Origin of the sequence: Pantoea rodasii (assembly GCF_002095465.1) — a bacterium.
GTDB lineage: Bacteria > Pseudomonadota > Gammaproteobacteria > Enterobacterales > Enterobacteriaceae > Pantoea > Pantoea rodasii.
In genome coordinates, this window is record NZ_MLFP01000016.1 from 18875 (window position 1) to 31801 (window position 12927).

At 54.5% G+C, this 12927-nt stretch carries 9 protein-coding genes and 2 pseudogenes; 5 read left to right on the forward strand and 6 right to left on the reverse strand.

Going from position 1 to position 12927, the window contains the following annotated elements; genetic code table 11:
- Positions 1-34: 34 nt before the first annotated feature.
- Both HA45_RS17780 and udp read right to left on the reverse strand, forming a co-directional pair.
- Positions 35-1303, reverse strand: coding sequence for a tetratricopeptide repeat protein (locus tag HA45_RS17780; RefSeq protein WP_100701447.1), 1269 nt, complete (start codon positions 1301-1303; stop codon positions 35-37).
- An 89-nt stretch (positions 1304-1392) separates the two neighbouring features.
- The gene (gene udp / locus HA45_RS17785; RefSeq protein WP_084933275.1) at positions 1393-2154 is read right to left on the reverse strand and encodes a uridine phosphorylase; all 762 of its coding nucleotides are present in this window, start codon (positions 2152-2154) and stop codon (positions 1393-1395) included.
- A gap of 300 nt (positions 2155-2454) precedes the next feature.
- Between udp and HA45_RS17790 the strand changes: the two are divergent.
- Positions 2455-3289: pseudogene (locus tag HA45_RS17790) on the forward strand (dienelactone hydrolase family protein).
- 45 nt (positions 3290-3334) lie between these two features.
- Here HA45_RS17790 and metE read toward each other — a convergent pair.
- Positions 3335-5605, reverse strand: a complete 2271-nt coding sequence (gene metE, locus HA45_RS17795) for a 5-methyltetrahydropteroyltriglutamate--homocysteine S-methyltransferase (protein WP_100701449.1) — start codon at positions 5603-5605, stop codon at positions 3335-3337.
- A 206-nt stretch (positions 5606-5811) separates the two neighbouring features.
- Between metE and metR the strand changes: the two genes are divergently transcribed.
- Together metR and HA45_RS17805 are read left to right on the forward strand one after the other, a co-directional pair.
- Positions 5812-6741 (forward strand): HTH-type transcriptional regulator MetR, encoded by a 930-nt coding sequence (metR, locus tag HA45_RS17800; protein ID WP_100701450.1) that lies wholly within the window; start codon positions 5812-5814, stop codon positions 6739-6741.
- Between the two features lie 95 nt (positions 6742-6836).
- Positions 6837-7316, forward strand: coding sequence for a YehS family protein (locus HA45_RS17805; RefSeq protein ID WP_100701451.1), 480 nt, complete (start codon positions 6837-6839; stop codon positions 7314-7316).
- A 329-nt stretch (positions 7317-7645) separates the two neighbouring features.
- Here HA45_RS17805 and HA45_RS17810 read toward each other — a convergent pair whose 3' ends face one another.
- The gene (locus HA45_RS17810) at positions 7646-8518 is read right to left on the reverse strand and encodes a carboxylate/amino acid/amine transporter (RefSeq protein WP_100701452.1); all 873 of its coding nucleotides are present in this window, start codon (positions 8516-8518) and stop codon (positions 7646-7648) included.
- A gap of 434 nt (positions 8519-8952) precedes the next feature.
- Here HA45_RS17810 and glpT point away from each other — a divergent pair, with 434 nt between their 5' ends.
- A complete protein-coding gene (glpT, locus tag HA45_RS17815) occupies positions 8953-10293 on the forward strand; it encodes a glycerol-3-phosphate transporter (protein ID WP_100701453.1) in 1341 nt (446 codons plus the stop codon).
- Between the two features lie 32 nt (positions 10294-10325).
- Here glpT and yigL read toward each other — a convergent pair whose 3' ends face one another.
- Both yigL and pldB read right to left on the reverse strand, forming a co-directional pair.
- Positions 10326-11126 (reverse strand): sugar/pyridoxal phosphate phosphatase YigL, encoded by an 801-nt coding sequence (yigL, locus tag HA45_RS17820; RefSeq protein ID WP_100701454.1) that lies wholly within the window; start codon positions 11124-11126, stop codon positions 10326-10328.
- A 32-nt stretch (positions 11127-11158) separates the two neighbouring features.
- Positions 11159-12150, reverse strand: a pseudogene (gene pldB, locus HA45_RS17825) (lysophospholipase L2).
- Between the two features lie 104 nt (positions 12151-12254).
- Here pldB and rhtB point away from each other — a divergent pair.
- On the forward strand, positions 12255-12878 hold the full coding sequence (gene rhtB / locus HA45_RS17830) for a homoserine/homoserine lactone efflux protein (RefSeq protein ID WP_100701456.1): 624 nt from the start codon (positions 12255-12257) through the stop codon (positions 12876-12878).
- Positions 12879-12927 lie beyond the last annotated feature (49 nt).

A 12927-nucleotide genomic window follows, 5' to 3' on the forward strand; every position in this document is an offset into this window, starting at 1 on the left:
AAGGTAAGTCCCTACTGTATAAATGTCCAGAGGGTTATAGCGCTTTCACCGTCAAATCCCCTGCCTTCCAGGCATCGATCAGGAAAAACGGCATCGGTAACAGCCATTCGCTGTCTTTTACTCTGGCGGGATAGCACCAGCTTTGTCCGTCGTGCGTCAGTTCAACCTGCTGCCAGCCGTTATCCGCATTTTCCACTTTTCCCGCCATGCTGGAGTAACCGGCGTTACTGCCGACGTGGAAACGATCGGTTTGCCAGCGAATTGGCGGATGTGCGGGCCACGGCTGGGCATGATGGAACTGGAAGATGTGGTCATGATTTAGCAGGCTTTCGCGCACTGTCGGCCATAGCGCCACTTTGAGGAAGTACTGATCAGTAAAGCGCTCACTGCCGCTGTATTGGGCGATGAAATCACGCATCTGCTGCTCAACATTGTGAAACACGCCATGACAGCCGCCCCACATGCCCGCCAGCAGCAGTTCGGTATGGGTAAAGTAGTCGCGCATATGATGGAACCAGCATGGCGACTGGAGCCAGGCTTCCACCGCGCCCACTTCTCGTTCCGATAGCAACGAATCGGCATCACGCACGATGTAACGTTTTACGCTCGGGTCATCCATCACCAAAAAGCGCCACAGCGTGGGGAAAATGGTCTTCTCATGCGACATATCCACCAGCTGGGTATTCGGCTGCTTGAGACGCTGCCAGACATGTTGCGGCACGCTGTCGTCAAGATAGATACGGCAGATCCAGTTGGGATAAAGCTCGCGTGCGACCTCGATATTTTTGATCAGCGTTTCACAGTAGCGCGGCTGGCCACCGTACAGGCTGAAGGAGATGATGTTTTCAGTTGGATTCGAAGGATTGAAAGGCGGCGGTGCATCAGCTGGATAGGCGACGGCGTGACCCTGACGAAAAATCGCGTCAGACTGTTCCAGCGACTCGCGGCCATAACGCGCCACTTCGTCGGACTTGCCCAGCCAGCCACACACTTCGGTTAAGCCATCCAGCCAGGTTTCAGATGCCTGCGCACGCTGTGCCGCCGGTGCCTGATAGATCTTTAAGTAGGTTTTATAGGATTTTTTGTACTCGCCCACGCGCATCAGCGTCAGCGCATAATCGCTGAGCACCTGCATATTGTGGGGCATCACACGCAGCACCTCTTCACAGCACTGGCGAGCAACAGGAAAGTCAGAGGCCGCCATCGCCTGACGAAAACGTGCTGCCACGTTCTCTATACGAGATTGGGCCGCTGCGGGAGCATTGTTAAGGACAGGACGAGGAGCAGAAACCATTTTGCGCATAGTTGTTTTCTCAGTATCAGCTGAAAAACGTGCGCAATGTGACGGCAGCAGGGTGATTTCCTATCTGTAAATGCCCGCTGCCTTGCGCACTAAATTAAGCGACGCGCGGCTTCTACGACAATCTTCACCGCATCGCTTTCGGTCTGTTTCATGGTCACCGCATCCGGGATTTCTTTCTGCGTACGGTTAACGATAACGCCCGCCACCATACCCGCTCTCAGCCCCTGACTGGCGCACATGGTTAACAGTGTAGCGGATTCCATCTCATAGTTAAGGACCCCCATTTGCTGCCACTCTTGCATTGAGCCCTGGAAGCGATTCACCACCCGTCCTGAGAAAGTATCGTAACGTTCCTGGCCTGGGTAGAAGGTGTCAGAAGACGCGGTAATTCCGATGTGGGTTTTGGCGCCACAGGCTTCTGCTGCGGCCACCAGCGCGGTGGTGCAGGTGAAATCTGCCACCGCCGGGAATTCCATCGGCGCAAAGTGCAGGCTGGCACCGTCAAGACGCACCGAAGCGGTGGTCACCAGCACATCACCTACATTGATATTGGGTTGGATCGCGCCGGTGGTGCCCACACGCAGGAAAGTACGCACGCCGAGTTGAGCCAGCTCTTCCACCGCAATAGAGGTTGATGGGCCACCGATACCGGTTGAACACACCACCACCGGCTTGCCATCCACTTCCGCCAGATAAGTGGTGAATTCACGATGCGAGGCGAGATGTTGTGGGTTATCCATCAGCGCAGCGATTTTTTTCACCCGCTCCGGATCGCCGGGAACGATAGCCAACGTGGCGCCTTTTAAATCGGCTTTGGTGATACCAAGGTGGAAAACGTCAGACTGGGCCATAACAGACTCCTGATAGATAAGGGATGTGCGCGTCACTCTACGTCAGAGAGCGGCATAAATATGTGACTAGTTTCACTATCGATAATGAAACTTACATTATCAGAAAAACATTATGCGACTTACATCACACATTGAGGCTCGGCAATTCTGAATTGCTACAAGCGGTACTGTGCTAGTCCGGGCGGCAATGTTAATAGAGAAGAAGAACATAAGTACTTATCCCTCTGAACCCTACATCAGCCTTGCTTCTGAGCCAGGCTATAGTTACGTGATTGCGCACTTGCTAGCACGGAGAGAATAATGAAAACCGAAGACAATATGGCACATAAATCACCCACCGGCGGCTTTGCCCCGGCCGTTCAGCCCATCGCAGACAGCACTATCACCACATCCAGCGACGCGATCCATACCGGTGAGACTTCCGTTCCCAGCCAGGGCGAAAATTTACCTGCGTATTTCGCGCGTCCGAAAGATTACGAAGCAAATTGCCGGTGGTTTTGGTGGTGCAGGAAATTTTTGGCGTTCACGAGCACATTAAAGATATCTGTCGCCGTCTGGCGCTGGAAGGGTATCTGGCGGTGGCACCTGAACTCTACTTCCGTGAAGGCGATCCCTCTGATTACAGTGATATCCCTACCCTGTTTAAAGAGTTGGTGAGTAAAGTGCCCGATTCACAGGTCCTGTCGGATCTTGATCATGTTGCCAACTGGGCAGCACGCCACGATGGCGATATTCGTCGTATGGCGATCACTGGTTTCTGCTGGGGGGACGCATCAGCTGGCTGTTTGCTGCGCACAACCCTCAGGTGCGTGCCGCCGCAGCCTGGTACGGCCGCTTAGACGGTGAAAAAACGCTGAAGCAGCAGAAGCATCCGATTGATGTTGCGGTGGATCTCAACGCACCGGTGCTGGGTTTGTACGGCGGTCAGGATCAGAGCATCCCGTTAGAAAGCATTGATAAAATGCGCCAGGCGCTGCATGCCGCTAATGCCAAAGCGGAAATCGTGGTCTATCCGGAAGCCGGTCACGCGTTTAACGCTGATTATCGTCCGAGCTATCATGCGGATTCTGCCGCTGACGGCTGGGCGCGCATGCTGGCCTGGTTTAAACAGTATGGCGTTGCGCCAAATAGTTAATGAAGAGTGGGGCGTTGATCTACGCCCCACCCTGTTTCTCCGCGATTATGCCGATTCACTCCGCAGTTTTTGCGCCGCTTTAACCATGTTCGCCAAAGCCTGGCGGGTTTCACTCCAGCCACGGGTTTTCAGGCCACAATCCGGGTTAACCCACAGACGTTCTTGCGGAATACTCTGCGCCGCTTTACGCAGCAGATTTTCCATCCATTCTACGTCAGGCACGTTCGGTGAGTGGATGTCATACACGCCCGGTCCGATTTCGTTGGGATACTCAAAAGCTTTGAACGCCTCCAGCAAATCCATATCAGAACGCGAGGTTTCAATGGTGATGACGTCCGCATCCAGCGCCGCAATGGAGTCCATAATGTCATTGAACTCGCAATAACACATGTGGGTGTGGATCTGCGTTTCGTCGCGCGCCACCGCAGCGTTGAGACGGAAGGCACCCACCGCCCAGCTTAAATACGCCGCCCAGTCAGATTGATGCAGCGGTAAGCCTTCCCGCAGCGCGGGTTCGTCAATCTGGATGATCCCAATGCCGGCTTTTTCCAGATCCTCGACTTCATCTCGCAGCGCCAACGCAATCTGCCTGGCGATAGTTTCCCGCGTCACGTCTTCACGCGGGAATGACCAGCACAGAATAGTGACTGGGCCAGTGAGCATGCCTTTAACCGGTTTGTCAGTCAGAGATTGCGCATACTTCGCCCACTCGACGGTGATGGGTTGAGGGCGGCTGATATCGCCGATTATCACCGGTGGTTTGACACAGCGGGAACCGTAGCTTTGTACCCAGCCATTTTGCGTAAATACGAAGCCGTCGAGGTTTTCACCGAAGTATTCGACCATGTCGTTACGCTCTGCCTCACCGTGCACCAGCACGTCGAGCCCCAGACGTTCCTGTTCGGCAATCGCCTGTTTGATGTGTTCGGCAATCCCGAGGCGATAGTGTCCGCCATCGATGTTGCCTTTTTTGAAGTCGAGGCGCAGGCCGCGAATCTCCGTGGTTTGCGGGAAAGATCCGATGGTGGTGGTTGGCCAGGCAGGCAGGTTGAAGCGATGGCGCTGGGCTTTAGCGCGTTCGATGTAATGGCTGGGACGTTCGACATCTTTAGCCTGAATGTTTGCCAGCCGCTCAGTGACCGCCGCATTGTGTACCCGGGTTGAGCGGGAACGGGCGCGAATGGGTGCACTCCACGCCACCAGCGCAGCATCATCGTTATTGTTGAGTGCGGTACTGAGCAGCGCCAGTTCCGCACACTTTTGCAATGCAAAGGCAAACCAGCTTTTCACTTCGGCATCCAGCCGGGTTTCCACACTGAGGTCGATCGGGCTGTGCAGCAGCGAGCATGAGGAGCCAATCCACAGCTGCTTACGCTGGCTCACCAGCGGTTGCAGGCGTTCAAACCAGCGGCTGAGATCGGCTCGCCACACGTTACGACCGTTGATCACGCCCAGCGACAGCAGCCACTCGGCGGGGATCTGTTGGTGGATGTGCTGGATGTCATCTTTACCGTGCACCAGGTCAACATGCAGACCCTGAACGGGCAGCGCTTTAATCACATCAAGGTTTTGACCAATGCTGTCGAAATAAGTGGTGAGCAGCAGTTTGACCTCACCCTGAAGTCCAGCGTAAGCCGTTTTATAGGCATCGCGCCATTGCGGTGGCAGTTCCAGCGCCAGCGCAGGCTCATCGATTTGTACCCATTCGATGTTGCGCTTTTTCAGCTCGATCAACACTTGCTGGTACACCGGCAGGATGTCTTTCAGTAATGACAGTCGGTCAAATGGCTCGCCTTTTACTTTCCCCAACCATAGATAGGTAACGGGCCCCAGCAACACCGGTTTGATGGGGTGTCCTAACGCCAGGGCTTCATCCACTTCTTCCAGCAGCTGTGTCCAGCTGAGCGCAAACTGCTGGCCTTGGCAGAATTCCGGCACCATGTAGTGATAGTTGGTGTTGAACCATTTGGTCATTTCAGCCGCTGCTGCGGGTTCACCACTGGGCGCCCGACCGCGACCAAGGCGGAATAGCGTATCAAGATCTACTGAGCCATCGGTATTTTGATGGCGCGCCGGGACATTGCCGAGCATCAGGCTGGTGCTCAGGACGTGATCGTACCAGGCGAAATCGCCCACTGGCAGCAGATCCACTCCGGCGTCTTTTTGCTGTTGCCAGTGACGAGCACGCAGTTCACGACCCACGGCTTGAAGTTCTTCCTGTGAGCTGTTGCCTGCCCAGTAGCTTTCCTGTGCTTTTTTCAGTTCACGACGCAGACCGATGCGAGGAAAACCGAGTGTGTGGTTCAAAATGGTCATTTGCTGTTCTCCCGATATTCTTAGCTGTACGAACCCATTGACGTTCATCTTGCGAGTGACCGCTGAACCCATTCACTGGACAAACGTAACGTGGCCGTGACGTTTAGCTGAGATGTTTAGCCGTCCAGATGTTTACACCGCCATAATCTGCGGGTACTGTATGTTGCTCAAGCGCAATTTGTTCAATCTCGATGTGAAGGACTCTCATGATCGAACTCAAACACCTGAGAACGCTGCAGGCGTTGCAGAATACCGGCTCGTTGGCCGCTGCCGCCGCTCAGCTTCATCAGACACAATCGGCGTTATCTCATCAGTTCAGCGATCTGGAACAGCGACTGGGCTTTCGCCTGTTTGTGCGCAAGAGCCAGCCGTTGCGGTTTACGCCGCAGGGGGAAATCATGCTGCAGTTGGCCGAGCAGATTTTGCCGCAGATTCAACAGGCGCTGCAGGCGTGCCACGAGCCGCATCAGACCACGCTGCGCATTGCGATTGAGTGTCACAGCTGCATTCAATGGCTGACGCCGGCACTGAATAATTTCCGCCAGAGCTGGCCACAAGTGGTGGTCGATTTTAAATCGGGGGTGACATTCGATCCTCAGCCCGCCTTGCAGCAGGGCGAGCTGGATGTGGTGTTGACCTCCGATATTCTGCCGCGCAGCGGTTTGTTCTATACGCCGATGTTTGATTATGAGGTGCGACTGGTGTTGGCCCCGGATCATCCGCTGGCGAAACTGGAGCATATTTCGCCGGAAGATTTAGCCGATGAGGTGCTGATGATTTATCCGGTGCAGCGCCAGCGCCTGGATATCTGGCGTCATTTCCTGCAGCCGGCGGGTGTGAGCCCGGCATTGAAGAATGTGGATAATACCCTGTTGTTGATTCAGATGGTGTCGGCACAAATGGGCATTGCCGCACTACCGCATTGGGTGGTTGAGAGTTTTGAAAAGCAGGGCCTGGTGGTGACCAAGACATTGGGTGACGGTTTGTGGAGCCGTTTATATGCCGCCGTGCGCGATGGTGAGCAGCGCCAGCCGGTGCTGGAAGCCTTTGTGCGCTTCGCCCGTCAACACGCCTGTGACCATCTGCCGTTTGTGCGTGATGCGGCGCGTCCAGGCTCGCTGCAGTCCATTTCTTGATGATTCCACGGGAGACCTGCATCGCCCGTGCTGTTATCCCTGCCCGGCCTGCTCTATAATGCGCCGCCTCAATCCGCGACCAAGAGAGTTTCACCATGACGAGTAACGATGTTCTGCGCAGCGTGCGCTATATGCTTGATTTGAGCGATAGCAAAGTGGTGGAGATTTTTGCCTTAGCGGGCAGTGAAGTTCCGCTGGAGGATGTGCAGGCGTGGATGAAGAAGGATGAGGATGCAGCGTTTCGTAAGTTGCCGGACGTGCTGATGGGCTATTTCCTCAACGGTTTGATTTTCTTCCGTCGCGGTAAGAGTGAAGATGCGCCAGCACCTTCGGTTGAACGCCGTATGAATAACAATATTTTCATTAAGAAGCTGCGTATCGCGTTTGCGCTGAAGACCACGGATATTCCAGTGGTACTGGAGAAGGCAAACTTTAAGATTTCACAGGCTGAAGTCGGTGCGATTTTCCGCAATCCAGAGCATAAGAATTTCCGTGAGTGCGGTGACCAGATTCTGCGTAACTTCCTAAAGGGATTGACGATGATTCATCGTCCGGGGCCGGTTAAAAAGGCGTAATTGCTGCGGGTTTTGTGCTCAGTCAGGGATAGCGTGGCAGATCGCAAAGGAAGCCCACATCCCTGTGGATCAGCCTCGCCATCCTTGGCTCGGATGCTTTGCTCCTCTGCCACGCTATCCCTTCCTTAGAACTTTAAGCGTCGCTTTGAGACCAGGTCAGATACAGGCCGCTCCGATCACGAAGGAATCTCACATCCCTGTGGATCGGCCTCGCCATCCATGGCTCGGACGCTTCGCTCTTCGTAGCGGCCTGTACCTTCCCGCTAGCTTAGGTGCTGCTTTTTCCCAACATAGTATTTTTGTGCAAACTGGAGCAACGAGCTTCTCAGCTATACGGCACTACTTTTGGAACCATGCCCCAACACCCAGCGCTTATGTACATACAGCGAAGCAAAAATCACGATCGCCCCAGCAATAAAGCTCGGCCAGTGCGGTTTTTCCTGCCAGATAGCCAGGTTCACCAGTAAGCCCGCCGGTACGTGCATGTTGTTCATGATGCCCAGCGTGCCCGCATCGACCTGTGTCGCACCGTAGTTCCACATAAAGTAGCCCAATCCCGATGCTGCCACACCCAGCCAGACCAGAATGCCCCACTGTAGTGAAGTGGTCGGCAGCTTGTTCGGGTTACCCCACAGGCTCCAGGCAATGATGGCGATGATCACCGCGCCAAGATAAAACCATGAGAATGCCGTGTGTTGCGGCATTGGGCGGGTTTCCTGCAGACGTTTGTAGCCGACCATACCGATGGCAAAACAGATGTTTGCCGCCTGTACCAGCATCAAACCGAACCAGAAATGGTCGCTGACTTTGTCGTAGCGGATGATCGCTGCTCCGCCCACTGCCAGCAGCGCACTGAAGGCATAGCCAATGCGCAGCGGACGTTTGCTCAGCAAGTCGTAGATTAGCGTGACGTACAGCGGTGTCATCACCGTAAACAGCAGGAACTCAGACACGCTGAGATAGGTGTAAGCCTCGAAGCTCAACAGATACATGATGCCGAGTTGCAGCATCCCCACCAGCATGTACAACAGGATGGTCGACGCGCGATAACCCTTCCAGCGCAGGAACGGCAGGAAAACGATGGCGGCGAGCGAGAGGCGCATCAGCACCGAGAACCAGGAATCGACCTGGCCTGCGAGGTATTCCCCTATCAAACTGAAGGAAAAAGCCCACAAAATGGTGGTAACGATCAGTAACGGCACAGTATTGATCCCAAAATGAACAGTGGCGCTAGTGTAATCAAACTGTCGTGTGTGGGCTTAAATATTTGGTTGACGATTGGTCAAAATAAAACCAAACAGATCGTTAGGATTCCATAACTCAACATCATGAGACGCGGTGTCAAAGCGATGCTGATTATGGCTAATGACGTGAACTTATTTCTACCGTGCAATGGATTAACCTTTTAGAGGTGAACATCCCGACTATTCATGCGCGAATTCCAACATTTTATGGTTTAAATCGCTCTCTTATGTCATAAAATTGTAACAATTGTGTCACACATCACAGCAACCTAATGAAACCATCACTATTCTTTGCGCGAAATGGAACTTTACTGTCTGTTTTAGCGCCAGTTGGCGTTTGACCCATCCTGCTGGGAATTCATAACAATATTGCGCCCTGGAGGGCCACACTCATGTTGAGTATCTTTAAACCGGCACCGCATCGGCCGCAAGTGGCGGACGATCGTGTTGATCCGCTCTATCGTAAGTTGCGCTGGCAAATTTTCATCGGCATTTTCTTCGGCTATGCCGCTTACTACCTGGTGCGTAAAAACTTTGCGTTGGCGATGCCCTATTTAATTGAACAGGGTTTCTCGCGCGGCGACCTGGGCTTTGCACTGTCCGGGATTTCCATCGCGTACGGTTTCTCCAAGTTCATCATGGGTTCCGTTTCTGACCGCTCAAATCCGCGCGTGTTTTTACCTGCTGGCTTGATCCTTGCCGCTGCGGTGATGCTGTTTATGGGCTTTGTACCCTGGGCCACCTCCAGCATCATGGTGATGTTTGTCCTGCTGTTCCTGTGTGGTTGGTTCCAGGGCATGGGCTGGCCGCCGTGCGGGCGCACCATGGTGCACTGGTGGTCGCAGAAGGAGCGAGGCGGGATTGTCTCGGTGTGGAACTGCGCGCATAACGTCGGCGGCGGGATTCCACCACTGCTGTTTCTGCTGGGTATGGCGTGGTTTAACGACTGGAAAGCCGCGCTCTATATGCCGGCGTTTGGTGCCATCCTCATCGCGATTATTGCCTTTGCCCTGATGCGCGATACGCCGCAGTCTTGTGGCCTGCCACCGATTGAGGCGTACAAGAATGATTATCCGCCAGACTACAACGACAATCACGAGCAGGAGCTGACGGCGAAGCAGATTTTCATGCAGTACATCCTGCCTAATAAGCTGCTGTGGTATATCGCGCTGGCCAACGTGTTTGTTTACCTGCTGCGTTACGGCATTCTCGACTGGTCCCCTACCTACTTAAAAGAGGTGAAGCACTTCACGCTGGATAAGTCTTCGTGGGCTTACTTCTTCTACGAATATGCGGGCATTCCCGGCACCTTGCTGTGCGGTTGGATGTCGGACAAAGTGTTTAGGGGCAATCGTGGTGCAACCGGCGTGTTCTTTATGACGCTGGTGACCATCGCAACGGTGGTGTACTGGCTTAACCCGCCAGGCAATCCCGGCATCGATATGCTGTGCATGATCGTCATCGGTTTCCTGATTTACGGCCCGGTGATGTTAATTGGTTTGCACGCGCTGGAGCTGGCACCGAAAAAAGCCGCAGGCACCGCAGCGGGCTTTACCGGTCTGTTCGGCTATCTTGGCGGTTCCGTGGCAGCCAGCGCGATTGTTGGTTATACCGTGGATTATTTCGGCTGGGATGGTGGTTTCATGGTGATGATTGCAGGGTCAGTGCTAGCGGTGATTCTCTTGCTGCTCACTATGGTCAGCGAGCACAAGCACAAGAAACAGATGGCATAACAAAAATGGGCCGGATTAACCGGCCCATTTTTTTAAGCGAGGAACAACTTACGCAGCGTGTGTGGCACCGCATCCTCTGCGTTGCTGCCAATCACTTCCAGCGTCGGCAAGGTATCTTTCAAACGCTGCTGCGCATTGCGCATGATGCAACCTTTGCCTGCCATACTCAGCATTTCCACGTCATTCATGCCGTCACCAAAGGCGATGCACTCTTTCAGTGAGTATCCAAGTTGTTTAGCCACGGCTTCCAGCGCGTGACCTTTGGACACGCCGCCCGCCATCACTTCCAGACAGGTGGGCAGTGAGAAGCTGACGTTAACGCGATCGCCCCAGCGGGCTTCGATTGCCAGTTCCAGCGGTGCCAGACGTTCCGGATCCTCGCAGGTAAAGAACACCTTACTGATACCGTCGGTTTCCAGCATACCCGGCTGGTAAACCTGATAGTTGAACACTGACTCGCGGAAATAGTCCTGCTCCTCCGGACGGTGGCGGCTCATATACCACTCATCGTCGCGATAGACGTGCGTCAGGATATGCTCATCGTGATACTGCAGGCCGTAAAGTTCCTTAGCGATATCAGCGTCGAGGTTATGGCTAAACACCAATTCCCCTTCTGCATTGTGCACGCGGGCGCCGTTAGACGTGATCATGTACGCCGGAATACCGAGGTTATCGCGCATCTGGCCCACGTCAATATAGTGACGGCCGGTGGCGAAAACGAAGTGGACATCTTGCGCCACCAGCTCCTGCAGCGTGGTACGGGCAAAAGGTGTCAGCCGATGTTCCGGTGAGAGCAGCGTGCCATCCAGGTCGGATGCGACGATGTGGTACATGTAAACCTCTGGTATTGATATCGGAAAATGAATTAAACGTGGCGCTCGAAAAAATCGATAACCAGGTTGAGCGCTTCAGCGCGCATGGCGTCTGTTTCAAACAAAATCTCGTGACGCGCGCCTTGAATCACATACGGCACGGTGCCTTCGCAGGGATGGCCCGCGTCAGCCATCGCCGCACAAAAATTTCTTGCGAGCGGTTATCTACCACGTCGTCTTCACTGGCCTGCAGCACCAGAGACGGCGTAGTGATTTTCGCCGCCTGGCTGATGATGCTGCGCCCGGCATAAACGCCTTCGCGCACCCAATGATACGTTGGGCCACCAACGCGCAATCCCGGGTCATCAGCGTAAAACCGCAGGTTGCGCCGATAGCGCTCCCGGCTGTGCGTCAGGCGATTAATGCCAAACGGACTGGCACGCCAGCGGCCGGTGCCCAACGCGTAGCGTTCGCGAATGGCGGGCAGTTTCTCCGCCCAGTCCAGAATCGGGTGCGCCACCCAGTCAGGCAGCGGCAGCACAATGCCAAACATCGGTGCCGAGAATACCGCCGCATGAAACGCCTGCGGTTGACGCGCCAGGAACAGCGCTAAAATCGCCCCGCCCATCGAATGCGCCAGCACGTAGCGTTGCTGATAATGGTTGCTGACGACCTCTTTCAGATACAGCGTTTCTAAGTCGTCGACGTAATCGCTGAACTCCACCACATGGCCACGGTGGGAATCCGCCAGCAAGCGCTCGGATCGCCCTTGTCCACGATGGTCGAGAATCACCACATCGTAGCCGCAGTGGAACAGATCGTAAGCCAGTTCTGGATACTTGATATAGCTTTCGATGCGGCCAGGAACAATCAGGATGACACGGCGATGTTGCGGTGAGGTGAAACGAACATAGCGAATATTCAGGTTACCGACGCCGGTGAATTCACACTCCTCACGACGCCGCCAGAAGTCGAGCAGCGGACCGGTAGCAAAGGCGGAAAAGCCTTTCTCACGCCCGAGCCAACTCTGTTTGTGATGCTGCATCCGTCCCCCTGAAAAAAAGCCTCATCGTGCACCTGTGCTCCGTAGCGTGCCGCGATATTCTGGCGTATTGTGTCACACTTCGTTCACTTCAGGGAATGTCACGCATGACCATTGAATGGTGGTTAACCTACCTGTTGACCACAACTATCCTCAGCCTTTCACCCGGTTCCGGCGCGATTAACACCATGAGCACCGGTATCAGCCATGGCTATCGCGGTGCAGCGGCTTCCATCACCGGTTTACAGCTTGGCCTGGCGATTCACATCGTGCTGGTTGGTGCGGGTTTGGGTGCACTGTTTTCGCAGTCGATCATGGCCTTTGAAGTGCTGAAATGGGCAGGCGCTGCCTATCTGGTCTGGCTCGGTATACAGCAGTGGCGTTCCGCAGGCGGGATTGATTTAAATGCTGTGGCGAAAGCGATGCCGCGTCGTCGTTTGTTCAAGCGCGCCATTCTGGTGAATCTCACCAATCCGAAAAGCATCGTGTTTCTCGCCGCGCTGTTTCCGCAGTTTATTCAGCCACACCAGCCGCAGTTGATGCAGTATCTGGTGCTCGGTGTCACCACCATCGTGGTCGATATTATCGTGATGATTGGTTATGCCACGCTGGCGACCCGCATTGCCGGATGGATCAAAGGGCCGAAGCAGATGAAGCTGATGAACCGCACCTTTGGTGGGCTGTTTATGGCCGTCGGCGCGTTGCTGGCGAGTGCCCGCAGAATCGCCTAAGACGTTTTAAAAACCGCGGCACTGAGGTGATAACCGTCAGTGCCGCCGT

Excerpts from the sequence above, each read along its gene's own strand:
- HA45_RS17805 (WP_100701451.1), top strand. The coding sequence starts at position 6,837 with ATGACGAGTAACGATGTTCTGCGCAGCGTGCGCTATATGCTTGATTTG.
- rhtB (WP_100701456.1), top strand. The coding sequence starts at position 12,255 with ATGACCATTGAATGGTGGTTAACCTACCTGTTGACCACAACTATCCTC.
- udp (WP_084933275.1), bottom strand. The coding sequence starts at position 2,154 with ATGGCCCAGTCTGACGTTTTCCACCTTGGTATCACCAAAGCCGATTTA.
- HA45_RS17780 (WP_100701447.1), bottom strand. The coding sequence starts at position 1,303 with ATGCGCAAAATGGTTTCTGCTCCTCGTCCTGTCCTTAACAATGCTCCC.
- glpT (WP_100701453.1), top strand. The coding sequence starts at position 8,953 with ATGTTGAGTATCTTTAAACCGGCACCGCATCGGCCGCAAGTGGCGGAC.
- metR (WP_100701450.1), top strand. The coding sequence starts at position 5,812 with ATGATCGAACTCAAACACCTGAGAACGCTGCAGGCGTTGCAGAATACC.
- metE (WP_100701449.1), bottom strand. The coding sequence starts at position 5,605 with ATGACCATTTTGAACCACACACTCGGTTTTCCTCGCATCGGTCTGCGT.
- yigL (WP_100701454.1), bottom strand. The coding sequence starts at position 11,126 with ATGTACCACATCGTCGCATCCGACCTGGATGGCACGCTGCTCTCACCG.